This window comes from Pseudomonas sp. 51_B, from assembly GCF_017491595.1.
GTDB lineage: Bacteria > Pseudomonadota > Gammaproteobacteria > Pseudomonadales > Pseudomonadaceae > Aquipseudomonas > Aquipseudomonas promysalinigenes.
In genome coordinates this window covers 1-25,136 of the sequence record NZ_JAFGYW010000006.1, presented here as the reverse complement: position 1 = coordinate 25,136, position 25,136 = coordinate 1, and the positions used below count along the sequence as shown (strand labels likewise).

The 25,136-nt window shown below is 62.1% G+C and carries 19 protein-coding genes; 11 read left to right on the top strand and 8 right to left on the bottom strand.

All coding sequences use genetic code 11. The annotated features are described in order from the left end of the window. Positions 1-67: 67 nt before the first annotated feature. Both J5M56_RS09470 and rep read right to left on the bottom strand, forming a co-directional pair. Positions 68-640, bottom strand: a complete 573-nt coding sequence (locus J5M56_RS09470; RefSeq protein ID WP_060477211.1) for a xanthine phosphoribosyltransferase — start codon at positions 638-640, stop codon at positions 68-70. Between the two features lie 65 nt (positions 641-705). Continuing rightward, on the bottom strand, positions 706-2,715 hold the full coding sequence (rep, locus tag J5M56_RS09465) for a DNA helicase Rep (protein WP_060477210.1): 2,010 nt from the start codon (positions 2,713-2,715) through the stop codon (positions 706-708). A gap of 298 nt (positions 2,716-3,013) precedes the next feature. On the opposite strand from rep, the gene J5M56_RS09460 reads away from it, so the two are divergent. Then, positions 3,014-4,681 (top strand): bifunctional diguanylate cyclase/phosphodiesterase, encoded by a 1,668-nt coding sequence (locus J5M56_RS09460; protein WP_207936600.1) that lies wholly within the window; start codon positions 3,014-3,016, stop codon positions 4,679-4,681. A gap of 78 nt (positions 4,682-4,759) precedes the next feature. On the opposite strand, the gene J5M56_RS09455 is transcribed toward J5M56_RS09460, so the two are convergent. After that, a complete protein-coding gene (locus J5M56_RS09455) occupies positions 4,760-6,142 on the bottom strand; it encodes a NorM family multidrug efflux MATE transporter (protein ID WP_207936598.1) in 1,383 nt (460 codons plus the stop codon). A 157-nt stretch (positions 6,143-6,299) separates the two neighbouring features. Between J5M56_RS09455 and J5M56_RS09450 the strand changes: the two genes are divergently transcribed. Together J5M56_RS09450 and J5M56_RS09445 are read left to right on the top strand one after the other, a co-directional pair. Beyond that, positions 6,300-7,226 (top strand): LysR substrate-binding domain-containing protein, encoded by a 927-nt coding sequence (locus tag J5M56_RS09450; protein ID WP_060477207.1) that lies wholly within the window; start codon positions 6,300-6,302, stop codon positions 7,224-7,226. A gap of 211 nt (positions 7,227-7,437) precedes the next feature. Further along, the gene (locus tag J5M56_RS09445) at positions 7,438-9,336 is read left to right on the top strand and encodes a methyl-accepting chemotaxis protein (protein WP_186476183.1); all 1,899 of its coding nucleotides are present in this window, start codon (positions 7,438-7,440) and stop codon (positions 9,334-9,336) included. A 10-nt stretch (positions 9,337-9,346) separates the two neighbouring features. Here the strand turns inward: J5M56_RS09445 and J5M56_RS09440 are convergent, their stop codons facing one another. Beyond that, a complete protein-coding gene (locus J5M56_RS09440) occupies positions 9,347-10,732 on the bottom strand; it encodes a VOC family protein (protein ID WP_207936596.1) in 1,386 nt (461 codons plus the stop codon). A gap of 103 nt (positions 10,733-10,835) precedes the next feature. Continuing rightward, positions 10,836-11,726, bottom strand: a complete 891-nt coding sequence (locus tag J5M56_RS09435; RefSeq protein ID WP_207936594.1) for a LysR family transcriptional regulator — start codon at positions 11,724-11,726, stop codon at positions 10,836-10,838. 136 nt (positions 11,727-11,862) lie between these two features. Here J5M56_RS09435 and J5M56_RS09430 point away from each other — a divergent pair, with 136 nt between their 5' ends. Both J5M56_RS09430 and J5M56_RS09425 read left to right on the top strand, forming a co-directional pair. Beyond that, positions 11,863-13,353, top strand: a complete 1,491-nt coding sequence (locus J5M56_RS09430) for an aldehyde dehydrogenase family protein (protein WP_207936592.1) — start codon at positions 11,863-11,865, stop codon at positions 13,351-13,353. 151 nt (positions 13,354-13,504) lie between these two features. Next, positions 13,505-14,791 carry an FAD-binding oxidoreductase gene (locus J5M56_RS09425; RefSeq protein ID WP_186476186.1) on the top strand — a complete coding sequence of 429 codons (1,287 nt, stop codon included), beginning with the start codon at positions 13,505-13,507 and terminating at the stop codon, positions 14,789-14,791. A 47-nt stretch (positions 14,792-14,838) separates the two neighbouring features. Here J5M56_RS09425 and J5M56_RS09420 read toward each other — a convergent pair whose 3' ends face one another. After that, the gene (locus tag J5M56_RS09420) at positions 14,839-16,266 is read right to left on the bottom strand and encodes a mechanosensitive ion channel family protein (protein WP_207936590.1); all 1,428 of its coding nucleotides are present in this window, start codon (positions 16,264-16,266) and stop codon (positions 14,839-14,841) included. A 218-nt stretch (positions 16,267-16,484) separates the two neighbouring features. Here J5M56_RS09420 and ycaC point away from each other — a divergent pair, with 218 nt between their 5' ends. The 4 genes from ycaC to J5M56_RS09400 all read left to right on the top strand — a co-directional run bounded on the left by ycaC (position 16,485) and on the right by J5M56_RS09400 (position 20,598). Next, positions 16,485-17,114 carry an isochorismate family cysteine hydrolase YcaC gene (ycaC, locus tag J5M56_RS09415; protein ID WP_060477200.1) on the top strand — a complete coding sequence of 210 codons (630 nt, stop codon included), beginning with the start codon at positions 16,485-16,487 and terminating at the stop codon, positions 17,112-17,114. 116 nt (positions 17,115-17,230) lie between these two features. Next, positions 17,231-17,797 (top strand): antibiotic biosynthesis monooxygenase, encoded by a 567-nt coding sequence (locus J5M56_RS09410; protein WP_060477199.1) that lies wholly within the window; start codon positions 17,231-17,233, stop codon positions 17,795-17,797. Between the two features lie 37 nt (positions 17,798-17,834). Continuing rightward, entirely contained in the window at positions 17,835-18,653 is an 819-nt protein-coding gene (locus tag J5M56_RS09405) for an alpha/beta hydrolase (protein WP_186476190.1), read from the top strand. 103 nt (positions 18,654-18,756) lie between these two features. Continuing rightward, positions 18,757-20,598 carry an amidohydrolase gene (locus J5M56_RS09400; RefSeq protein ID WP_186476191.1) on the top strand — a complete coding sequence of 614 codons (1,842 nt, stop codon included), beginning with the start codon at positions 18,757-18,759 and terminating at the stop codon, positions 20,596-20,598. Positions 20,599-20,650: 52 nt separating this feature from the next. On the opposite strand, the gene J5M56_RS09395 is transcribed toward J5M56_RS09400, so the two are convergent. Then, a complete protein-coding gene (locus J5M56_RS09395; RefSeq protein WP_060477196.1) occupies positions 20,651-21,562 on the bottom strand; it encodes a LysR substrate-binding domain-containing protein in 912 nt (303 codons plus the stop codon). 215 nt (positions 21,563-21,777) lie between these two features. On the opposite strand from J5M56_RS09395, the gene J5M56_RS09390 reads away from it, so the two are divergent. Together J5M56_RS09390 and J5M56_RS09385 are read left to right on the top strand one after the other, a co-directional pair. After that, positions 21,778-23,718: a cytochrome c/FTR1 family iron permease gene (locus J5M56_RS09390; RefSeq protein ID WP_207936588.1), complete on the top strand. Its 1,941-nt coding sequence runs from the start codon at positions 21,778-21,780 to the stop codon at positions 23,716-23,718. Between the two features lie 131 nt (positions 23,719-23,849). Beyond that, on the top strand, positions 23,850-24,302 hold the full coding sequence (locus tag J5M56_RS09385) for a YaiI/YqxD family protein (protein WP_060477194.1): 453 nt from the start codon (positions 23,850-23,852) through the stop codon (positions 24,300-24,302). On the opposite strand, the gene elbB is transcribed toward J5M56_RS09385, so the two are convergent. Next, the gene (elbB, locus tag J5M56_RS09380; protein WP_060477193.1) at positions 24,303-24,968 is read right to left on the bottom strand and encodes an isoprenoid biosynthesis glyoxalase ElbB; all 666 of its coding nucleotides are present in this window, start codon (positions 24,966-24,968) and stop codon (positions 24,303-24,305) included. Positions 24,969-25,136 lie beyond the last annotated feature (168 nt).

Sequence of the window (25,136 nt, the reverse complement as noted above, 5' to 3'; positions counted from 1 at the left end):
GCGATTTGGCATACGCCATCGCCTTCGCGGGTGAACCCGCTGCTACAGCGAGCACCAAGTCGGGGGCTTACTCGATGAAGCTGACCACACCGCCTTCGAGCGACTTCACCCGAGCCAGCGACTCGACGCGGTAGCCCTGGCTGTCCAGTTCGGCGCGACCGCCCTGGAACGACTTCTCGATGACGATCCCCAGGCCCGCCACCGTGGCACCGGCTTGCTTGATGATCGAGATCAGCGCCTGGGACGCCTTGCCATTGGCCAGGAAGTCGTCGATCACCAGCACGCGGTCGCTGCTGTTGAGGTGGCGTGGCGAAATAGCCACGGTGTTCTCGGTCTGCTTGGTGAAGGAGTACACCGAGGCCGTCAGCAGGTTTTCGGTCAGGGTCAGCGACTGATGCTTGCGCGCGAAAATCACCGGTACGCCCAGCTTGAGGCCGGTCATCACCGCCGGGGCGATGCCTGAGGCTTCGATGGTGACGATCTTGGTGACGCCGGCATCGGCGAACAGGCGGGCGAACTCGTCACCTATCAGCTGCATCAGCGCCGGGTCGATCTGGTGGTTGAGAAACGCGTCGACTTTGAGAACCTGATCGGAAAGCACGATGCCTTCTTCGCGAATCTTCTGATGCAGTGCTTGCACTGTGGTATTCCTCGACGTAACAAAGGTGGCCGCTGAAAGCGGCAGAGTTAAAGAGTAATGGTTGATCAGCGTTTGAGCATTGCCCGGATATCGGCCAGAGCGTTATTGCCGCGCGCGGCTTTCACCTCCACCGGGGCGTCGTCCAGGCCTTCCCAGGCCAGGTCGTCGGGCGGTAATTCATCGAGGAAGCGGCTAGGCGTGCAGTCGATGATCTCGCCGTACTGCTTGCGCTTGGCCGCGAAGGTGAAGGCCAGGGTCTGGCGGGCGCGGGTAATACCCACGTAGGCCAGGCGGCGCTCCTCTTCGATGGTATCGGCCTCGATGCTGGAGCGGTGGGGGAGGATTTCCTCCTCCATGCCCATGATGAATACGTAAGGAAATTCCAAGCCCTTGGAGGCGTGCAGGGTCATCATCTGCACGCCCTCGGCGTTCTCTTCTTCTTCCTGCTGGCGTTCGAGCATGTCGCGCAGCACCAGCTTGCCAATGGCGTCTTCGATGGTCATGTCACCCTCTTCGTCCTTCTCGAGGGTGTTCTTCAGCGCGTCGACCAGGAACCAGACGTTGCTGATGCGAAACTCCGCCGCCTTGTCGCTGGCGGTCTGTTGACGGATCCAGTTCTCGTAGTCGATGTCGCGGATCATCTCGTGCAGGGCGGCAATCGGGTCGTCCAGGGCAACCTTGTGACGTACCCCGTCAAGCCAGTGCTTGAAGCGCTGCAGGCGCTCGGTGTAACGCGCGTCAAGGTGCTCGCCCAGGCCCAGCTCCTCGCTGGCGGCATACATCGAGATGCCCCGCTCGGTGGCATAGTTGCCGAGCTTTTCCAGGGTGGTGGAGCCGATCTCCCGACGCGGTACGTTGATCACGCGCAGGTAGGCGTTGTCGTCGTCCGGGTTCACCAGCAAGCGCAGGTAGGCCATGAGGTCCTTGACCTCCTGGCGGCCGAAGAAGCTGTTGCCGCCCGACAGGCGATACGGCACCTGATGATGCTGCAGCTTCAGTTCGATCAATTTGGCTTGGTAGTTGCCGCGGTACAGGATGGCGAAGTCGCTGTACGGTCGGTTGGTGCGCAGGTGCAGTGTGAGGATTTCCATGGCCACGCGTTCGGCCTCGGCTTCCTCGTTCTTGCAGCGGATCACACGGATCTCGTCGCCCACGCCCATCTCGCTCCACAGCTGCTTCTCGAAAGCGTGCGGGTTGTTGGCGATCAGCACGTTGGCGCAGCGCAGAATGCGGCTGGTGGAGCGGTAGTTCTGTTCGAGCATGACGATCTTCAGGGAGGGGTAATCCTCCTTGAGCAGCATCAGGTTTTCCGGCCGCGCGCCGCGCCAGGCGTAGATGGACTGGTCGTCATCGCCCACCACCGTGAACTGGTTGCGCATGCCGATGAGCATCTTGACCAGCAGGTACTGGCTGGCGTTGGTGTCTTGGTACTCGTCCACCAACAGGTAACGCACACGGTTCTGCCAGCGCTCGAGCACGTCGGGGTGCTCCTGGAACAGCTTGACCGGCAGCAGGATCAAATCGTCGAAGTCCACCGCATTGTAAGCCTTGAGCGTGCGCTGGTAGTGGGTGTAGACAATGGCGGCGGTCTGCTCGCGGGGGTTGCGCGCTTTTTCCAAGGCTTCGGTGGGCAGGATCAGGTCGTTTTTCCAGGCACCGATCATGTTCTTGATCTCGTCGATGCCGTCGTCGCCTGAATATTCCTTCTGCATGATGTCCGACAGCAGCGCCTTGATGTCGGATTCGTCGAAGATCGAGAAACCAGGCTTGTAGCCCAGGCGCTCGTGTTCCTTGCGGATGATGTTCAGGCCCAGGTTGTGGAAGGTACACACCGTCAGGCCTCGACCTTCCCCTGGGCGCAGCAGGGTGGCGACCCGCTCCTTCATCTCGCGGGCGGCCTTGTTGGTGAAGGTCATCGCCACGATGTACTGGGCACGGATGCCGCAGTTCTGGATGAGGTGGGCAATCTTGCGTGTGATCACGCTGGTTTTGCCCGAGCCTGCACCGGCGAGCACCAATAGAGGGCCGCCGACATAGTCACGGGCTTCCTGTTGCCGGGGATTGAGTCGGGACATGCTAGAAACCGGGGGTCGCCAGAAAATAGCCGCGCATTCTAACAGGCATGGGGCCTTAATGGCGCGACCGTCTGACGTTTGGGTCAGACTTTTATACGCGGATAAGCATTAGTCAAACTAATGCTATTCACCGAAAAAATCGCAATTGCCGGTTTGCCCCGTTTGGCGCAGGATGCACGTCAAAATGCGACGGGAGGCACTGCCGGCAAAGGATATGCTAAAAGTGAAAATCATTTTCATTTATGCAGTAGCATATCCGGTATTCAACGCTACGCCTTTAGAGTTTTAAGGAGCCTGCTTGTCCACGCCTGTCGAACCTTTGCGTTTGCTGTTGCTGGCCGATGAGCCGGAATGGGCCGCCTTGCTACGCGAATGCTTGCTGCCGCTCGAAGGCAGCGCTGTGTTGCTGACCGCGCCGAACTGGGCGGCGGTCGACACCTTGTTCAGCCATGACCGCCATGCGGTGGTGCTGGCCACGCCGGCCCTACAGCCGGCACCCGGTCGCTGCGAGCTGCCGACCATCGTGTTGCTCGAGCATGAGCCAGACACATCACCTACGGGCGTCAGTGACTGGCTGGTACGAAACCAACTCAATGCCGATACCCTGCGCCGCTCCTTGCGCCACGTGCGCGAGCGCGGCGTGCTGGTAGCAACCTTGCAGCGCCTTGCCGAGCAGGACCCACTGACAGGCATCGCCAACCGCCAGGGTTTCCAGGCATTGCTGACCACCCGCTTGGCAGAGAACGAAGGCCGTGGCGTTGCCCTTGGCCACCTGGACCTGGACAACTTTCGCCACGTCAACGATGCGCTCGGCCATCAATGCGGTGATCGGCTGATCCTGCAGGTGGTGTCGCGGCTCAAGCAGCAACTGGAGGCAGGTGACCAGTTGGCGCGCCTTGGCAGCGATGAATTCGCCTTGCTGATCGACACGCGCCGTGACCCGAACCGTGCCGAATGGATCGCCGAACGCATCGTCGAGGCGTTGGCCGAGCCCTACTGGATCGACGGTGAAAGCCTGCTGCTGGGCTGCAGCCTTGGCCTGGCCCACGCCCGAGCCCAGGGCGGGGCAGACCCGCTGATGTGGCATGCGCACATCGCCATGCGCCAGGCCAAAGGCAGCCAGGGCTGCACGTTCCATGTGTTCAACGAACGGATCAATCGCAATGCCCGCAGCCTGGCGGACCTGGAAAGCGAGCTGCGCCGGGCACTGCGCCGCGATGAACTGGAACTGCACTACCAGCCACGGCTGAACCTTGCCGATGGGCGCATCGTCGGCCTCGAAGCACTGGTGCGCTGGCGCCACGCCGAGCGTGGCCTGCTGCCGCCCAGCGAATTCGTACCGTTGGCCGAGCAGAGTGGGCTGATCGTGCCGCTGGGGTATTGGGTGATTTCTCGCGCCCTGCGCGATATGCAGGCCTTGCAAGAGCGCGGGCTGCAACCGTTGCACATGGCGGTGAACCTGAGTTTCCGCCAGTTCCAGGACAGCCAGTTGCTGGCCACGCTAAGCAGGCTGATCGTCGAACATGGGATCGATGCCCGCTGGCTCGAGTTCGAACTCACCGAAACAGCCGTGATGCGCCGCAACGAGCTGGTGCGCCAGACCATGGACGCATTGGGGCGTTTGGGTGTGCGTTTTTCACTGGACGACTTTGGCACCGGCTTCTCGTCCTTCGTGCACCTGAACAGCTTGCCGATCACCCTGCTCAAGGTCGACCGCAGCTTCGTCGCCGAAATGGAGTTGCGCGAAGAGAATCGAAAATTGGTGCATGCCATGATCAACCTGGCGCACAACCTGAACCTGGAAGTGGTAGCCGAAGGTGTGGAAAGCCCGGAGCAGATGGCTTTGCTACGCCAGTTCGGTTGTGACCAGGTGCAAGGGTTCCTGGTCAGTAGGCCTTTGCCGGTAGAGGAATTGATCGACTATCTGCTGCAGGCGCCCAATAGCCCTGTGGCTGCCGCGCTTTAGGCCCCTTGGCGGGTGAGCCCGCCCCGCAGTCTCATGCGAGCGCTGCAGGAGCGGGTTTACCTGGTAAGAGCCCTTCAGTCAGACCGGCGAGGCAGCCCCAACCCCCGCCCTGCCCAGCAAGCGTTTCATCCGCCACTCGAAACCCAAGGTCAGCGCCACCGCGGCGCAGGCCAGCCCCAACGCCAGCCCCCACCATACTCCTACAGCCCCACCTCCCAGGGTGAAGGTGAACAACCAGGCGCTGGGCGCGCCTATCAGCCAATAGCAGCATAAACCGATCAGGAATGTGGTCTTGGCATCCTTCAAGCCGCGGATCGAGCCCATGGCGATGCTCTGCATGCCATCGAACAGTTCAAACCACGCAGCCACCATCAGCAGCTGCACGGCCAGCTGGTAGATCGCGGTGAAGCCTGGATCATCACGGTCGATGAACAATCCCACCAGCGCGTCCGGCAGCAGCAGGAACAACGCCGCGAAGCCGAACATGATCATCGCCCCGAAGCCGATGCCCACGCGCCCGGCACTGCGTGCCGCCAGCAGGTTGCCGGCGCCGTAGTACAAACCCACCCGCATGGTCACCGCATACGAGAGGCCGGTCGGCACCATGAAAGCGGTCGAGACGATCTGCAAAGCGATCTGATGCGCTGCCAGCTGCGTGCTGCCCAGCACGCCCATGCACAATGCGGCGAAGGCGAACAAGCCAACTTCCACCATGTAGGTGCCGCCAATGGGCAGGCCCAGCCGCCAAAGTTCACGCAGGGCCGGCAGCGAAGGCCGCGATAGCCCTTTGCGCAGTGGGTAATCGGTATAGGCGCGGTGCCAGCGGATATACAACGCCAATGCGATAGCCATGCCCATCGACACCACCGAGGTGACCAAGCCGATGCCCATCAGGCCCAGCTTCGGCAGGCCGAACATGCCTTCGATGAGGGCAACGTTGAACAGGTAGTTGAGTACTGTACCGACCAGGCTGATGACCATGACTGGCGTCGAGTGGCCCAGTGCACTGGTGAAACCTCGCAGGGCCATGAAGGTCAGGTAGCCGGGCAGCGCCAAGGGCAGCAGGGTGAGGAATTCGGCGGCCGAGTCGACGTTTTCCGGCTGCTGACCGAACAGCAACAGCACAGGTTTAAGGTTCCACAACACCAGTGCTGCCAGCAGCGCCAGCCCCCAGGCCAGCCATAGGCCGTTCTGTGCCAAGCGGGTTGCGCCCTCGATGTCGTTGGCGCCCTTGCGGATTGCTACCAAGGTGCCGACCGCGGCAATCACACCCAGGCAGAAGATCGACACGAACGAATAGCTGGCCGCGCCCAGGCCGCCTCCGGCCAAAGCTTGCGGGCTGATACGGGCCATCATCAGGGTGTCGGTCAGCACCATCAGCATGTGCGCCAACTGCGAGGCGATCAACGGCCCAGCCAGGCGCAGTAGAGCCTTGAGTTCTTGGGTGGGCGCGACGTGCATGGGTGTGGTCCTTGTGTTTGATCCTGTGAGCGAGGGACGATTCTGAGGCTTTGGTCAACTTTGCACAAAAGGATAAAAGCGATGGTTGGCATGAGTTGAACTCATCCATATATGATGGCTTGGCAATGGTTTTCCACCCAATGATTACAGGTGTGCCATGTCTCGCCAGCTACCAGCGCTGTATGCACTGCGCGCATTCGAAGCGGCTGCGCGGTTGAACTCGTTCACCCGCGCAGGTGAAGAACTGTCGATCACCCAAAGTGCAGTCAGCCGGCATATCCACACCCTCGAACATCACTTCGGCTGCAAGCTGTTCGTGCGCAGTGGCCGTAATCTGCAACTGACCGAAGCGGCGCGCATGCTGCTGCCCGGTGTACGTGAAGGTTTCGCCGCTCTGGAACGGGCGTGCGACACCTTGCGCGGTGAGGATGACATTCTGCGCATGAAGGCGCCCTCGACCCTTACCATGCGTTGGTTGCTGGCACGGCTGAGCCACTTCCGCCACCTGCAGCCCGGTAATGAGGTGCAGCTGACCAGCGCCTGGATGGACGTCGACCATGTGGACTTCAACCAGGAGCCGTTCGATTGCGCGGTGCTGCTCAGTGACGGGGTATTTCCCGCAGACTGGGAGGTGCGGCGCTTGTTTCCCGAGCTGCTGATTCCGGTGGGGGCGCCGGATCTGCTCAAGCACGGGCCTTGGGACGAGCGGCGACTGGCGGGCATCGAGCTTTTGCACCCAACCCCCGACAAACGTGACTGGCGCGAATGGCTCGAGCGCATGGGCCTGAGCGATCAGGTGTCGATCAAAGGCGGGCAGGTGTTCGATACGCTGGAGCTGGGCATGATCGCTGCAGCTCGGGGCTATGGAGTGTCGATGGGTGACTTGTTGATGGTGGCCGAGGACGTGGCTCAGGGGCGCCTGAGCTTGCCTTGGCCGACGGCGGTGCCCAGCGGGCTGGACTATTACCTGGTGTGGCCGCGCACCCGGCCAGGCGGCGAGCGGCTGCGGCGCTTGAGCCTGTTTCTGCAGGAGGAGGCGGCGGCAGTGGACTTGCCAGCGGTAGAGATCCTGCCGGCGCTTTGATTGCCTGCAGTGGCGCTCCTGCGGGGTCAACCCATGCAATGGCCAACTAAGGAAAACGTTTGCCAATACCCCGGCCCGACACTCAAGTATTCATCGGCGACGCCGATTGACTGGCACCAGCGTCCCGCAAGAGGACGCGCTTCCCCGTCGTCATTCAAGCGGGTGGTCAGTGCGATCAGGATGATCCCGGCCTCTTGCCAGGAGCTGCTTTATGTCTCAACCGCGTGCCCGGATTGCCTCGCAACTCGGTGTTGCCCTCGCCATCGTGCTGGCGCTGGTGATTTCCGGCAGTACTTTGTTCGCCCTGCGTGCGCTGGACGATGCCAACCTAGCAACACGCCAGGCCCACCTGGCCAGTGAAGCACGGCTGTTGGCCGATCAGCTCGACACCTTCCATGGCTCCCTGAAAGACAATACCCAGCGCCTGAGCGGCTTGTTCGAACGCCGCTTCGCTTCGGGCCTCACGCTGCATCCAGGTGAGAGCGTGGAGGTTGCAGGCCAGGCTACACCGGCTCTTTATCTGGGTGATCGGCTAGTGAACAACGACTTCCAGGTGGTCGACGAATTTCAGCAGATGACCGCAGGCATTGCGACGGTGTTCGTGCGCAGTGGCGATGATTTCGTGCGCATCAGCACCAACCTCAAAAAACAAGACGGCACACGTGCCATCGGCACCCAGCTCGATCGCCAGCATCCGGCCTATTCCAAGCTGCTAGCCGGGCAAATGTACGTGGGCCGTGCCGTGCTGTTCGATCGTAACTACATGACCCGGTACGTGCCGGTCAGCGACAGCAGCGGGCGAGTGATCGCGGTTTTGTTCGTCGGCTTCGACTACACCGATGCGCAGAACGCGCAATTCGCCAACCTCAAGCGTTTTCGCATCGGTACCACCGGCTCGTTGGCCATCCGTGATGCTCAGGATCAATGGCTGGTGCCACCGGCCAACGCTGATCAGGACCTGTTCAGTGCCAGCGCGCCATTTGCCGAGGGCCCCTGGACAGTGGTCGCCAGCATGCCCAAGGCAGAGATCCGCGAGGTGACCTGGAGTGTGGGCATGCGCCTGGCCATCGGCAGCCTGCTGGCCATGCTGCTGGCGGTGGCCGCCACGTTGTGGCTGCTGCGGCGCAAATTGCGCCCGCTGGATGATCTGGTGCGCCAGGCCGAGGCACTGGGTGCTGGCGACCTGAATGCGCGCTTGAGTGTGACCAGCCACGACGAGATCGGCCAGCTGGCACGCAGCTTCAACCAGATGGGCGAGGCGTTGGCGAACATGGTCGCGCACATTCGTAGTGCTTCCGAGCAGGTCAGCAGCCGTGCGCGCTCGCTGTCCGGGCTTTCTGCCGGAGCCTGCGAGGGCATGGATCAACAATCAGGCGAGATCACCAGCATGGCTGGCGCGGTGGAGGAGTTCAGCGCCACCTCGATGAACATCGCCGACAACATGGCGGGTACCGAACGTATGGCCCGTGACAATGCTCAGCAGACGCGTATCGGCCGCAGCGCCATGGACGAAGCCTCTGGCTCGCTCAAGCAGATTGCCCAAGCGTTGGGCGGCACTGCCACAGTGATGGATAGCCTGGGCGCACGCTCTCAAGAAATCGGCGGCATCATCAGCGTGATCACGGCGATTGCTGAGCAAACCAACCTGCTGGCGCTGAACGCGGCGATCGAGGCTGCGCGGGCTGGGGAGCAGGGCCGTGGCTTTGCCGTGGTGGCGGACGAGGTACGTGGGCTGGCAGCACGCACGCGCCAGGCGACCGATGAGATTTCAGGGATGATCACCAGCATCCAGCAGCAGACTGGCCATGCCATCGATACCCTGGAGCAGGGCAACCAATTGATGCAGGAAGGCCTGGCGCGCAACGACAAAGTTGCCCAGGCGCTGGCGCGAATCGATGAGCAAAGCCGTACGGCAGGTGAGCAGTTCGCGGTGATCAGCACGGCGACCCAGGAGCAAAGCAGCACCGCCACCGTGCTTAGCCGCAATTTGCAGAGCATTGCCCAGGCCAACAGCGAGCAGCGTGATGTGGCCAAGGAGCTGGCCTTCACAGCGCGGGAGCTGGAAGGCTTGGCGGCGCAGTTGCGTCAGGAAGTGGATCGCTTCCGTTGAGCCCGATGGGTTACAGCGAGCCCAGTTCAAGGGCCTGGGCACAGGCCTGAATCGAGCGCTGCTCACTTTGCGCATACAGCGCGAGTTCATCCTGCACCTGCAGCCCCAGCGCGGCTTCGAACGCCTCACGATTGGCATTGCTACCGTAGTCCGCCTGGCCATCGTCGCCGAGGTTCGACTGGAAGATCCCCGCCGCACTCACCGGCAGAAAGTCCTCGTACACCAATGCTTCAAAATGCACATGGCCAGCAGCGATCAGCCCTTGCAACGTAGTGGGCCGGTCGATGCGCGTGCGTGCGGCCAGACCCTGCTCGGTGGCGAAGTAGCGGAAGTACGCCAACCCTTGTTCGCGCATCTGCGCCAGGTCATCCGGAAACTCGGCAAAGCTCTCCTGCAGCAGCGCCATGTAGCGCTCGGCATTGGCCTCGGCCGGTGCGCCACCCAGGGCTGCACGGGTGGCATCCAGTAACCGGTCGTACAGTTGGCGCCCCTTGGGCGTCAGCGCCGCGCCACGCTGTTCGATTTCGCCAAAGCGAGCCGTATGGCTGCCTTGGTGATCACTGAAGGCAACCTGCTCCTGCAGTGCCTTGAAGCTGGTCTGGCGCAGCAGAATCGGATGACGACGGGTAGGCGGCCCTTCGATCACGGCCTTGGGCGGTATGCCTTTGGCTGGCATCCCGGCCTGGATCGCGTCGATGTCCAGGGTGCGTGGGGTCAGGTGATTGATGTGCGGGCCCTTGAAGGCCACAACGTCGGCAATCAGGCGGTGCTGGTCGTGCAATTGCTGGTACTGCTCGGCAGTTACAGTTGCGTCATGGTGCCAGCGGAAGGTATGCAGCGCTTCGCTCACGAATTCGTCGGCGTCAGCAGCAGTGAGGCCACCATCGCGTTCGGCCTGAGCAATCAGCTCCAAGGTGCGGGTGGTGAAAATCTTGCGCTTGGCCAGAATTTCCTGGGCCATTTCGCGCAATTTGACATCGTCGATCAGCTCAAGGCGCAGCAACGAGGTGAACACCCGAAATGGGCTGGCATGCAGCGACTGCTCATGCACGGCGCGAAACGCGGTGGAGTGTACCGGTACGCCGGCAGAGCTTAGGTCGTAGTAACCGACCGGCGTCATGCCCATCACCGCGAACAGACGAGCGATGGTTGCCAACTCTTCGGCGCTACCCACCCGAATGGCACCGTGGCGCTCCTGGTCCAGACGCTCGAGCTCGCCAGTCCAGCGCAGGGCGTTGTAAACCTCGGGCTGCTCGGCCAGGACCTGCTGGTTAATTTCGCTCACCAGCTCCAGCAGCGTGCCGTACAGCGGCACTTCCTGTTTGTACATGAGCGACATGGCGGCAGAGAACTGCGCGCGGATGCTGTCGGGGCTGACGAAATCGTGGGCGGGCATCGCTAGCTTCCTGGTTGAGTTCGGACGCTTACATGAAAGCTGGGAATGCACTTGGCTCACAAGCGAAAAAAAGTGTGTCAGTCATTCCATTTTTGATCGACCTTCAGTTCTTCAGCTGCTCGCCCACCCATTCCACCAGCGCCCTGACTTTGGGCACTTCGGCCGCATGCTCGGCATAGGCCAGGTAATGCTTGCCGGCACTTGGCATTGCATGGTTCCAGGCAACCACCAGGCTGCCTTCGGCCAACTCTCTGGCCACCAGGTAGCGAGGCACCAGCGCTACGCCACACCCAGCCTGCGCTGCACTGAGCGCCATGTAGAAGGTATCGAAGCGCGGGCCGTGGTAGGCGCTGACACTGTGCAAGCCCAACTCCAGAAACCATTCATGCCAGGCCTGTGGGCGCGAAGTGCTTTGCAGAAGCACCTTATCCGCCAGTTCACCGGCATCCTCCAGCGTACGCCCCGCCAGCAGCTCCGGCGCGCACACGGGCACTACCTCCTCACCGAACAACTCGACGCAGGTTGCGCCCGGCCAGGTGCCCTGGCCATAGAAGAACACCACATCCGCCGAACCCTGTAGCAGGGCGAACGGCTCCATTTCGTTGCGGATGTCGAGGTGGATATTGCCGTGGCGTTTGCCGAAACCCTTGAGGTGCGGGATTAGCCAGCGCACGCCGAAACTCGGTTGAGTGGCTACCTTGAGTATCTCGGTTTGCTCGCCGTAGGTGAGCACGTAGCGGCTGGACATATCGACCTGGGTGAGAATCTTGTTCACCTCTGCCAAATACAGGCTGCCGGCAGGGGTGAGTTGCAGGCGCCTGCGGATGCGCAGGAACAGGTGGTGGCGCAGCATCTCTTCAAGCTGTGCGACCTGCTTGCTGACCGCGCTCTGGGTCAGGTGCAGCTCCTCGGCTGCGCGGGTGAAACTCAGGTGACGGGCCGCAGCTTCGAAGCACTGCAGGGCGGTCATGGAGGGCACCAGGCGTTTGGACATAGGGGGCTTTCCAGCTCTAATCATTACCTGGGGGAATGATATGCGGAATAAAGGTCGTTTGTTGCATGGGTGTGATCGGATTAATACTGATCCACATCATTTTTCCACCCCATCACCCGATGTAGGAGAAGCACAAATGGTTGCTGGATTGCTCGAGCGCCTGGGCGTTGCCGCCGAGGCTTACACCCAGGGCGATTACCCTGTTCACACGCCGATCGACGGCAGCCAGATCGCCTCGGTGAAACTGCTCGGCAAGGTCGAGACTACCGCCCGCATCGATCAGGCCCAGCAAGCCTTCGAAGCCTGGCGCAGCGTGCCGGCCCCGCGCCGTGGCGAACTGGTGCGCCTGTTCGGTGAAGTACTGCGCGAGCACAAGGCCGACCTTGGCGAGTTGGTGTCGATCGAGGCCGGCAAGATCACCCAGGAAGGCCTGGGTGAGGTGCAGGAAATGATCGACATTTGTGATTTCGCCGTTGGCCTGTCGCGTCAGCTGTATGGTCTGACCATCGCCTCCGAGCGCCCTGGCCACCACATGCGTGAAACCTGGCACCCGCTGGGTGTTGTCGGTGTGATCAGCGCGTTCAACTTCCCAGTGGCCGTGTGGGCTTGGAACACCGCGTTGGCGTTGGTGGCTGGCAACTCGGTGGTGTGGAAACCGTCCGAGAAGACGCCGCTGACCGCCTTGGCTTGCCAGGCACTGTTCGAAAAAGCCCTCAAGGCCTTCGGTGACGCCCCGGCAGGCTTGGCGCAACTGGTCATTGGCGGTCGCGAAGCTGGCGAAGCGATGGTCGACGACCCACGCGTACCGCTGGTCAGCGCCACCGGTAGCACCCGCATGGGCCGTGAAGTCGGGCCGCGCGTGGCGGCACGTTTTGGCCGCAGTATCCTCGAGCTGGGCGGCAACAACGCCATGATCCTCGCCCCAAGCGCCGACCTGGACCTGGCCGTGCGCGGCATCCTGTTCTCCGCCGTAGGCACCGCTGGCCAGCGCTGCACCACCCTGCGCCGTCTGATCGTGCATCGCTCGATCAAGGACGAAGTGGTAGCCCGTGTCAAAGCAGCCTATGGCAAGGTGCGTATCGGTGACCCACGCAAGGACAACCTGGTCGGCCCGCTGATCGACAAGCAGTCCTTCGACGCCATGCAAGGTGCATTGGCCAAGGCCCGCGACGAAGGCGGTCAGGTATTCGGTGGCGAGCGTCAGTTGGCCGAGCAATACCCCAATGCCTACTACGTGTCGCCTGCCATTGCCGAGATGCCGGCCCAGAGCGACGTAGTGCGCCATGAAACCTTTGCGCCGATCCTCTACGTGCTGGCATATGACGACTTCGAAGAGGCTCTGCGCCTGAATAACGAAGTGCCACAGGGCCTGTCCTCGTGCATTTTCACCACCGACATTCGCGAGGCCGAGCGCTTCCAGAGCGCTTCGGGCAGCGACTGTGGCATCGCCAACGTCAACATTGGTACCAGCGGCGCAGAGATTGGCGGGGCGTTCGGTGGCGAGAAGGAAACGGGCGGCGGTCGTGAGTCGGGTTCCGATGCCTGGAAAGGCTACATGCGTCGCCAGACCAACACTGTGAACTACTCGCGTGAGCTGCCGCTGGCGCAGGGTATCGTGTTCGACTGATGGGCTCAGGCGGGGGCGTTGCCCCCGTTTCGTGGGTAAACCCGCTTCTATGGGCATCGTGCATGCGATGCAGATCCCTAATAGCAGCGGGTTTACCCGCGAATGGGCTGCAAAGCAGCCCCAAACAAGAACAAATCGCTGGAGCCGGGCCATGTCCGAACTGCGTCAACAATGCTTGTGGGAACACGTCAGCCAACCGAGCGTCGCCAGCCAGGCGCTGGCCGGTGAACACAAGGCCGATGTCTGCGTGATCGGCGGTGGCATCACCGGCCTGTCAGCGGCTGTGCACTTGCTCGAACAGGGCAAGTCGGTGATTGTGCTGGAGGCCTGGAAGATCGGCCACGGCGGCTCCGGGCGCAACGTGGGGCTGGTCAACGCCGGCACTTGGATCCGCCCTGATGATGTCGAAGCCACCTTGGGTCACAAGCAGGGTAGCCGCCTGAACAAGGTGCTCGGCGAAGCCCCCGCGCAAGTGTTCGACATGATCGAACGCCTCGGCATCGACTGCCAGGCCCAGCATAAAGGCACGCTGCACATGGCGCACAACGCCACCGGTATCGCCGACCTCGAGGCCCGCCATGAGCAATGGCGCCGCCGCGGTGCCGACGTGCAGTTGCTGACCGGCAGCCAGTGCCAGGAATACTGCGGCACCGACAAAATCTCTGCAGCGCTGCTGGACCGCCGCGCCGGCACCATCAACCCTATGGGCTACACCCAGGGCCTGGCCGCCGCCGTGGCGCGCCTGGGCGGCAGGTTGTTCCAGCAATCCTCGGTCGAAGGCCTTGAGCGCGAAGGCGATGCCTGGCGGGTGAAGACCGCGCGGGGTTCGGTTCGCGCCGACAAGGTGGTGATCTCCACGGGCGCCTACACCGAAGGCGACTGGAGCAACCTGCAAAAGCAGTTCTTCCGTGGTTACTACTACCAGGTGGCGTCCAAGCCGCTGCAGGGCGCCGCCGCCGACAAGGTGTTGCCGCACGGCCAGGGTTCGTGGGACACCCGTACCGTGCTCAGCAGCATCCGCCGTGACGATCAGGGCCGCCTGTTGCTGGGCAGCCTTGGCCGGGTCGACAACAAGCCGGCCTGGTTCGTGCGCAGCTGGGCCGACCGTATCCAAAGCCACTACTACCCGCAATTGGGCAAGGTCGAGTGGGAGATGCACTGGACCGGCTGCATCGACTTCACCCCAGACCATTTGATGCGGCTGTTCGAGCCGGCGCCGGGGTTGGTGGCTGTGACCGGGTATAACGGCCGTGGCAACACCACCGGGACAGTGATTGGCCGGGCGTTGGCCGAGTTCCTGCTCAAGGGTGAGGCCGACAGTCTGCCAATTCCGTTCTCGCCGATGGTCGGCGTCAGTGCGCCTTCGTTGCGCACTGCGTTCTACGAGTCCGGCTTCTCGCTGTATCACGCTGGGCAATGCTTGAGGGTTGTGCTGTAAGTCATGGCCTCTTCGTGACGAGTCGCCGCGAAGAGGCCGCTACAGGATTATTTATGCAGCCAGCTGAGGAAGCCGCCTTTCTTGACCAAAGCCGGCTTCTGCAGCAGTAACGACTCTCGGCTCTGCTGGCGGAACCGCTGCAACTTGCTCAACGCCGTCTGAACATCGCCACGCTGCTGCAAACAGCTTTTCACCTGCTGCTTGTCGATCCGGTACAGCACGCAACTGGTCAGCGTGCGGAACTCGGCCATCGAGTCGTCTTCGTCGATGATCCCCTCGATCCCCAGCACCTCACCTGGCCCCATTCGCCCTGCCTCCAGCAGCTTGTCGCCATCGCGTACAGACGCCGACACAACACCGCTGCCAATCACCAGCAGATGATCTGACTGCTCACCGACCTCCAGAATCACCTGGTCTGCTAGGTATTCCACGGCCGTCATACGCTGGCTCAACGCATCGCGCTCTTCACTGCTGAGCGAACGGAAAACCCGCACCTCGTCCAGCACCTCGCGCTGGCGGCTGCGTGGCGGTGTAGCCAAGTCGACGTTCCACATCACCCCGCTGGCTTCCAGGTGACGATGCGCCAGGTCGAACAGCTGGTTGCGTGCGTCGTTCTTGCCAGCCATGTCCGCAATGAAACCGCTGGCTTCATACTCCACCGAGTCCAAGGTCGAGGTTTTCACCGTGACCTTGGGTTTGGGTGAGGCAAGAATCGCACTGGTGCCTTGCAAAGCTTTCTCCAACGCATCGAAAACCCGTTTGGGCCGTACCTTGGCTGGTACTACCACGCTGATCGACACCCCATTCACATCGGCCGGGCGACTGTGGTTGAGCAACCTTGCCTTGGCCGCCACCGAGTTTGGCACCACCGCCAGGCTGCCACTGCCGGTCAGCAGGCGCGTGGCGCGCCAGTCGATATCCAACACCTTGCCCTCGGTGCCGTCGATGGAGATCGAATCACCAATCTGATAGGGCCGCGTGGTGTTCAGCACGATGCCGCTGAACACGTCGGCCAGTGTGCTCTGCAGCGCCAGGCCGATGACAATGGCCATCACCCCCGAAGTGGCCAGCAGGCCTTTGACCGGTAGTTGCAGCACATAGCCGGCGGCGGCCACCACGGCCGCCAGAAAGATCAACGCCCCCAGTACATCCTGCAGCAAGCGGCCACCATGGCTGCTGCGCGCGCCCAGCATTAAGCCGAACACTACCGTCACCGTGCGCGCGCCGAACAGCCACCAACCGATGGCCAGCACGGTGGCGACCAGATTGCGAGGCACATCGTCTGGCCATGGCGCTGGCTGCAGCGGGCTCATGCCAGCGGCTAACAGTGCCGCGCTGAACAGCAGGAAGAGCACCAGCCGTGCGCCAATCCGCCAGGCCCTGCGCTGGGCCGGGATCAGTTGCCAAAGCACGAGGTCGAGCAGGAGCAGGGCGGTGCCGAGCAACAACGGGGACGACTGGATGAACGCCAGCATGGAAGTCTCGGGGGAGTGAGGGGGGCTTGGGTAGTAATAGAGCAGGTTGCTCACAGTGGCAATGACACCAGCAAATCCATTGCCAATTCATCGTTCCTAAAACAGAACGCTAAGGGCAAAAACAGCTATCTACCGCTACTAAGGTGTTGGTTTTAATCTTCTCCCATCAACGCGAAACACCCAACTTACCGACAAGCAAATCCTTAGGAGCTACCACCATGACCAACTTCAAATACAACCGCCTGAACAAAGACGACGCTGCCGTACTGCTGGTCGACCACCAAGCTGGTCTGCTGTCGCTGGTCCGCGACATCGAGCCAGATGCGTTCAAGAACAACGTGCTGGCCCTGGCAGACCTCGCCAAGTTCTTCAACCTGCCGACCATCCTCACCACCAGCTTCGAGCAAGGCCCCAATGGCCCGCTGGTACCGGAACTGAAAGCACTGTTCCCGGATGCCCCGTACATCGCCCGCCCTGGCCAGATCAACGCCTGGGACAACGAAGACTTCGTCAAGGCAGTGAAGGCCACCGGCAAGAAGCAGCTGATCATCGCTGGCGTGGTGACTGAAGTGTGCGTGGCTTTCCCGGCGCTGTCGGCCTTGGAGGAAGAGTTCGATGTGTTTGTGGTCACCGATGCCTCGGGCACCTTCAACGCCATGACCCGTGATGCCGCCCACGACCGCATGAGCCAGGCCGGTGCGCAACTGATGACCTGGTTCGGCGTGGCCTGCGAGCTGCACCGCGACTGGCGCAACGATGTCGAGGGGCTGGCAGCGCTGTGCTCCAACCACATCCCGGACTACCGCAACCTGATGACCAGCTACAACGCCTTCAACGCCGGCAAGTAAGCCGACCGCCAGCGGGCACCGCCATACGGTGCCCGACAGCGGCCACCCACTCAGCAGATCTACCGCCCGTGCGCCGTAGCCCAGTGGATGCGGGCAAGTCATCCCGAGGAACGCCGATGAACACCGCATTCCAAGACAATCGCAACGTGGTGACCCTGGTCATCCAGCACAAGGCGCGCGCCGAATCACTGAGTGAATACGAGGCGTGGCTCAAGCGCACCGTCAGCGCCGCTCGCCGCCAGCCCGGGCATCTGGACGTCAATGTCATCCGACCCGATGCAGGCGGCCTACACTTCACCACCGTAGTGCGCTTTGCCGATGCAAGCCAGCTGCAGGCTTGGGTCAACTCGCAAGAGCGTCAGGCGCTGGTCGATGAGGTACTGCCGTTGCTCGATGGGGGCGATCACACCCAGGTTCATGAAGACCCGGAGTTCTGGTTCACCCCGCCGAGCGTCAATTCGGCCCAACCGCCGCGCTGGAAGCAGGCGCTGCTGACCTACCTGGTGATCTGCCCGATGACCCTGGTGGTGCCGCAGTTGCTGGCGCCGTTGTTCGCCCGCTTCCCGCTGTTGGGCGGCCCGGTTCTCGGCAATTTGATCGGTAACTTGTTCGTCATCCTGCCCGTGGTGTTCTACATCATGCCGTGGGCCACCCGTCGCTGTGCCAACTGGCTGCGCGGCTAAGCCGCCTTAGCCCTCAAACCTGCAAGGAGATATCGACATGACCACTCTCGTTACCCGCGATGGCACTTCCCTCTATTACAAGGACTGGGGCACTGGCAAGCCGGTGCTGTTCAGCCACGGTTGGCCACTGGACGCTGACATGTGGGATTCGCAGATGGAGTTCCTGGCCAGCCGGGGCTACCGCACCATCGCGTTCGACCGCCGTGGCTTCGGCCGTTCCAGCCAGCCTTGGACCGGTTATGACTACGACACTTTCGCCGACGATATCGCCGAGCTGATCGAACACCTCGACCTGCGCGATGTAACCCTGGTGGGCTTTTCCATGGGCGGTGGGGATGTAAGCCGCTACATCGCCCGCCACGGTAGCGAGCGGGTGGCCGGGTTGGTGCTGCTCGGTGCGGTGACTCCTGTGTTCGGTAAGCGCGATGACAATCCCGAGGGCGTCGACCCCTCGGTATTTGCAGGCATTCGCGAGGGTTTGCTGGCCGACCGTGCCCAGTTCATCGCTGATTTCGCTACGCCGTTCTATGGCATCAACCATGGCCAGCAGGTTTCCCAAGGGGTACAGACCCAGACCTTGAACATTGCCCTGATGGCCTCGATCAAGGGCACGCTGGATTGCGTGACAGCCTTCTCGGAAACCGACTTCCGTCCAGATATGGCCAAGATCGATGTGCCAACCCTGGTGATCCACGGCGATGACGACCAGATCGTGCCGTTCGAAACCACCGGCAAGCAGGCCGCACAGATGATCCCAGGAGCGCAGCTGAAAGTGTATGCCGGGGCGCCGCACGGGTTCGCGGTTACCCATGCCCAGCAACTGAATCAAGACTTGCTGGCATTCCTCAGCCGCTGAGGGCACCGGGCCGCATTGCGGCCCATTTACCGGTTCGGCCAGCAGCGCACCTGAGCTGGGCTAGCCTGCTACAACCCACTGCACATCTACCCGAGGAGGCTCCATGACCGCCGACCTGATTCTGTTCAACGGCAAACTGCACACCGTTGACCGCGAAAACCCCACTGCTACCGCCGTCGCCATCAAGGAAGGCCGCTTCATCGCCGTGGGTAGCGACGCTGAGGCCATGGCCCACAAGGGTAGTGGCACACAGATCATCGACCTCAAGCAGCGTAGGGTGATACCGGGGCTTAACGACTCGCACCTGCACCTGATACGTGGCGGACTGAACTACAACCTGGAGCTGCGCTGGGAAGGCGTGCCGTCGGTGGCCGATGCCCTGCGCATGCTCAAGGACCAGGCAGCGCGCACGCCGACTCCGCAGTGGGTGCGGGTGGTCGGTGGCTGGAACGAATTCCAGTTCGCCGAAAAACGCATGCCGACCCTCGAAGAGATCAACCAGGCAGCGCCCGACACCCCGGTGTTCCTGCTGCACCTCTATGACCGTGCACTGCTCAACCGCGCCGCGCTCAAGGCGGTTGGCTACGACAAAAGCACCCCCAACCCGCCGGGTGGTGAAATCCAGCGTGACAAGTTCGGCAACCCCACTGGCATGCTGATCGCGCGCCCCAACGCGATGATCCTCTACGCCACCCTGGCCAAAGGGCCGAAGCTGCCCCTGGAGTACCAGGTCAACTCCACCCGCCAGTTCATGCGCGAACTGAACCGCCTGGGCCTTACCAGCGCCATCGACGCCGGCGGCGGCTACCAGAACTTCCCCGACGACTACTCGGTGATTCAGGAGCTGGCCGACAAAGACCAGCTGACCGTGCGCATTGCCTATAACCTGTTCACTCAAAAGCCCAAGGAAGAATTGGACGACTTCAGGAAGTGGACCTCTAGCGTCAAGTTGCACAGCGGCACCGACTTCCTGCGTCACAATGGCGCTGGCGAGATGCTGGTGTTCTCCGCCGCCGACTTCGAGGACTTCCTCGAACCACGCCCGGACCTGCCGCAAACCATGGAAGAAGAACTGGAGCCGGTGGTGCGCCACCTGGTCGAGCAGCGTTGGCCGTTCCGCCTGCACGCGACCTATAACGAATCGATCACGCGCATGCTCGACGTGTTCGAGAAGGTCAACCGCGACATCCCGTTCAATGGCCTGCCGTGGTTCTTCGACCATGCCGAAACCATCACCCCGCAGAACATCGAGCGCGTGCGGGCACTGGGCGGCGGTATCGCCATTCAGGACCGCATGGCCTTCCAGGGCGAGTACTTCGTCGACCGCTACGGTGCCAAGGCCGCCGAGCAGACCCCACCCATCCAGCGCATGCTCGACATGGGCGTGCCGGTCGGTGCAGGTACCGATGCGACCCGTGTGTCCAGCTACAACCCTTGGACTTCGTTGTACTGGCTGGTCAGCGGCAAGACAGTCGGCGGCATGGAGCTTTACCCGCAAGGCCTGAGCCGCGACACCGCTTTGCAGCTGTTTACCCAGGGCAGTGCCTGGTTCTCCAGCGAGCAGGGCAAGAAAGGGCAGATCAAGGTTGGCCAGCTCGCGGACCTCGCGGCATTGTCGCTGGACTTCTTCAGTGTCGAAGAAGAGGCGATCAAGGGTATCGAGTCGGTGCTGACCATCGTCGACGGCAAGGTGGTGTACGCCGCTGCCGAGTTCGACAAACTCGGCCCGGCCCAGGTGCCAGTGCTGCCGGAATGGTCCCCGGTGACCAAGGTGCCAGGGCATTGGCGGGTAGGCACACCTTCGCTGGCAGCGGTGGCGCACCAGTGTGTCGGGCCTTGTGGGGTACATGCCCACAGCCATGAAAAGGCGCGGCATTCGAGCGTACCGATCAACGACTTCCAAGGCTTCTGGGGCGCGTTGGGTTGCTCCTGTTTCGCCTTCTGAACCAGTAGTAGTGGGGGCCTTCACCGGCCCCCTTTGCGTTCTGCCAGCCTTTTCAAGCCATGTCGCTGAGGGCGAATTCTTCGGCCAGGTGATCGATCAGTGCCCGCACCGAAGGCAGCAAGCCCCGCCGCGATGGGAAGATCGCATGGACGATGCCGCAGCGCGGGTGCCAGCCTGGCAACAGCTCCACCAGGCGGCCCGCCGCCAGGTCCTCGCGCACGGCCACCGTTGGCAAGTGGGCGATGCCCACACCGGCCAGCACGAAGTGACGCAAGGCGAACAGGTCGTCGGTGACCATGCGCGGGGTGTGCGCGATGACAATGCTGCGGCTATTGGCCTCGCCCTGGAACAATTCCCACTGGTACTCCCGCTGCGCCCCGCCCCAGTGAACGCTAGGCAGCGTGCCCAGTTGCTGCGGCTCGAAGCCTTCGGGCAGTTCAGCCAGCAAGCGCGGGTGCCCGACCAGGCACTGGGTGCTATTGCTTAGCACTTTCATCACCATGTCGGTATTTTCAAGCGGCGGAAAGCGCACCCGCAGCGCAATGTCGAAGCCCTCGTGCAGCAGGTCTACGCGCCGGTTGGTGCTCTCGATGAACAGTTCCACCTGCGGGTACTTGAGCATGTAGCGGGTCAGCATCGGCCCGACCCAGGCATTGAGCAGGGTGGTTGGGCAACTGATGCGCACCAGCCCGCGCGGCTCGCTGCGGTTGCGTTCGATGATCTCGGCAGCGCCCTCGGCCTCCACGCGCATGGCCAGGCAGCGGTTGTAGTAGGCCTGGCCGATCTCGGTCAATGAACAATGGCGGCTGGTGCGGTGCAGCAGCCGCACGCCCAGGCGCTCCTCAAGGTCAGCGATGCGCCGGCTGAGCTTGGACTTCGGCATGTCCAGCGCCCGCCCGGCGGGTGCAAAACCACCGTGCTCGACGACTTGGGTGAAGTAGTAGAGCGAGTTGAGGTCTTCCAATGAGCGTTCTCCAATTGGAACGTTGTAGGCAATTTGGGCAGTCTAACGCCGTCAAGGGGGTGATTTAAGTAGCCTTGCTTTATTCGCGTGATGGCGAGGACAGACCAGCTTCAACCCGTTCACGCTTTTGTCGCCTTTCAGTTCATCTGATTTGTCGCAAGATTTTTCATGAAATACGATCTCGGCCCTTGAGAGAAGCAAAGTGGAAGTGAACAATGTTCTCTTTCGCATTCCCTCCGAGACTGGCCATGAAAACCCGTTCCCGTCTGCTCGCCTGGCTGCCGGCCGTATTGCTTGGCCCGGTGCTGGCGTTATGCAGCGCCCAGGCGCAGGCCCAAGCCCCCGCCGAAGCCGCCAAGGCCCTGCATCTGCTGGATTACATCGGTGCTGACTACCCCCCAACCGTTGCCAACGGCAAGGTGGTCGATGACGGCGAATACCGTGAGCAGCAGGAATTCAGCAGTGTGCTGGCGGACTTGATCGAAGGCCTGCCGAACAACCCTGAGCACGCCGGTTTGCAGCAAGGCGTGCAAGCGTTGCGCCAAGCTATCGATCAGCGCCAGGACGGCCCGGCGGTGGCCAAGCAAGCACGCCTGTTGGGCGCGCGCTTGGCGGTGGCTTACGAGGTCAGCCAGGCTCCAGTCATCACCCCGGACGCTGCCCGAGGCGCTGCGCTGTATGCGCAGAACTGCGCCATCTGCCATGGCACCAGCGGCGCCGGTGATGGCCCTGCTGGGGTAGGCCTGGAGCCCGCGCCAGCGAATCTGCGTAACACTGAACGCATGGATCAACTGAGCCTGTTCGACCTTTACAACACGTTGGCGTTGGGGATCGACGGTACCGAAATGCCATCGTTCGCTGACCAGCTCGACGAACGCCAGCGGTGGGACGTGGCGGCCTACATCGCCAGCTTCAGCGCCAAGCCAGAAGCGGCCGAGGGCGCTAAGACCTGGAACATCGCCGACCTGGCCCGCCAGACCCCTGCCGAAATCGCCGCCGCTGAGGGCGCTGCTGCCCTGGAAGCGTTCCGCGCCCAGCGGGCTCAGCCGCCCCAGGTCAAACGCGGCCCGGCGCAGTTGCTTGAATATACCGCCAGTACCCTGGACAAGAGCCTGGCGGCGTACCGTGCGGGCGACCATGACCAGGCTTACGACCTCTCGGTAGCGGCTTACCTTGAAGGCTTCGAACTGGTCGAGAGCTCGTTGGACAACATCGACACCGACGCGCGTAAAAGTACCGAAAGAGCCCTGATGGCCTACCGCCAGTCGCTGCAGGATGGGTTGCCCGTGGCCCAGGCCGAGCAGCGTCTGGCTGCAGCCAAGGCCAAGCTCGACCAAGCCGCCAAGCTGCTGGGTAGCGATGGCCTGAGCTGGTCCCTGAGCTTCGTCTCCGGCCTGCTGATCCTGCTGCGTGAAGGCCTTGAGGCCATTTTGGTGCTGGCTGCAATTCTGGCCTTCCTGCGCAATACCGGCCAGCACTCGGCCATGCGCAGCGTTAACATCGGCTGGGCCTTGGCTTTGGTTGCAGGCTTCGCCACCTGGGCTGTGGCTGCCTATGTGATCGACGTTGGTGGCGCTCAGCGCGAACTGCTGGAAGGTAGCACCGCTTTGTTCGCCAGCGTGATGGTGCTGTGGCTGGGCGTGTGGATGCACGACCGTCGGCATGCCGCTGCCTGGCAGGATTACATCAAGAGCAGCCTGGTCAGTGGAGGGGGGCGCTTTGGCTTCGCCGTGCTGGCGTTCTTCTCTGTGTACCGTGAGCTGTTCGAGGTAATTCTGTTCTACGAAACCCTGTGGCTGCAGGCTGGCCCTGCTGGGCATCAAGCGGTGCTGGCGGGCGGCGCCACGGCGATGGTGCTGCTGGTAGGCCTTGCCTGGGTTATTTTGCGCGGCTCGGCGAAGCTGCCATTGTCGTTGTTCTTCAGCATCAACGCAGGGCTGCTGTGTGCCTTGTCGGTGGTTTTCGCCGGGCATGGCGTGAAAGCGCTGCAAGAGGCGGGAGTGCTGGGCACGCGGCCGATGGCGTTCTTCGAGTTCGACTGGCTGGGTATTCACCCTGACGTGTATTCACTCAGTGCTCAGGCAGTGGCATTGCTGGCCATTGTGGTGTTGTATGGCCGCAGTCGCCTGGCCGAAAAGCGCCGGGCTGTGGTTTGAAGGTTGAGACTGCTGGCATCTTCGCGGTTAACGCCGCTTCTGTAGGTTGGCGCTGGTCTAAAAGCATGCGCAGTCCTGCTGGGCGGGTCACCCGCGAAGGGGCTGGCGCAGTCATGAAGGTATCTAAAACAATGCGCATCTGGATCGACGCCGACGCCTGCCCAAAGGCAGCCAAGGACCTGATCGTCAAATTCGCCCTCAAGCGCCAGCTGGAGGTAGTGATGGTGGCCGGCCAGGCCGTAGCCAAGCCGGCCTTCGCGATCGTGCGCCTGATCGTGGTCCCTAGCGGCATGGACGCCGCCGACGATTATCTGGTCGAGCACGCCGTGCCTGGTGAACTGGTGATCTGCAGCGACGTGCCGCTGGCTGACCGCCTGATCAAGAAGGGGGTGGCCGCCCTGGACCCGCGTGGCCGCGAGTTCGATGAACGCAACATGGGCGAGCGCCTGGCGGTGCGTAACCTGTTCACCGAATTGCGTGAGCAGGGCCAGGTCGGGGGCGGGCAGGCGCCCTATGGCGAACGCGAAAAGCAGGCGTTCGCCAATGCCTTGGACCGAATTCTTACCCGCCTGAGTAGGGGCTGATCACTCCCCTTCGTGGGTCAGTTCCAGCACTCGGTCAACCAGCTTGTAGATACCACTGGCTGCTTCGCTGATCGACGTGGCGACCATGTAGGCAGGGGTGGTCACCAGCTTGCGCTGGGTGTCTTCGACGATGTCGTGTACATCGCACTGTTCGTGCTTGGCGCCCATTTTTTCCACAGCCGCTGCGGTGCCTTCGTCATTGCCGATGGTGCAGACCACACCTGGGCCATAGATCTTCGCCGCCAATGCGGGCGAGATACAGATCAAACCGACTGGTTTGCACGCTTCGGCAAAGGCTTCGGCCAGCGCCAGCACCTCCGGATTCACGGTACATTCCGCGCCTTGTACGGCAAAGTCGGACAGATTCTTCGCAGCCCCAAAGCCGCCCGGCACAATCAGCGCGTCGAAGTCCTCGGCCCTGGCTTGGCGAATATCTTTGACCTCCCCACGGGCGATGCGCGCAGATTCAGTCAGCACATTGCGTGACTCGGGCATTTCCTGACCGGTCAGGTGGTCGATCACGTGCATCTGCGCAACGTTGGGCGCAAAGCACTGCACCTGCGCACCGCGCTGGTCTAAGCGCAGCAGGGTGATCACGCTTTCGTGGATTTCGGCACCGTCGTAAACCCCACAGCCGGAAAGAATCACCGCTACTTTCTTGGTCATGCTCATTACTCCATTTTCGAGGTGCTAAATGTCCCTTAGTTTGGCAGATGTGGCCATAGGGATTACTGGGGGCGCGTCCTACTCTGTGTGAATGAACTAAGAGAGCGTTGCCCATGGATCTGATTCTGCTGGCCGTGCCGTTCTTCTTCGTGTTGATTGCGCTGGAGC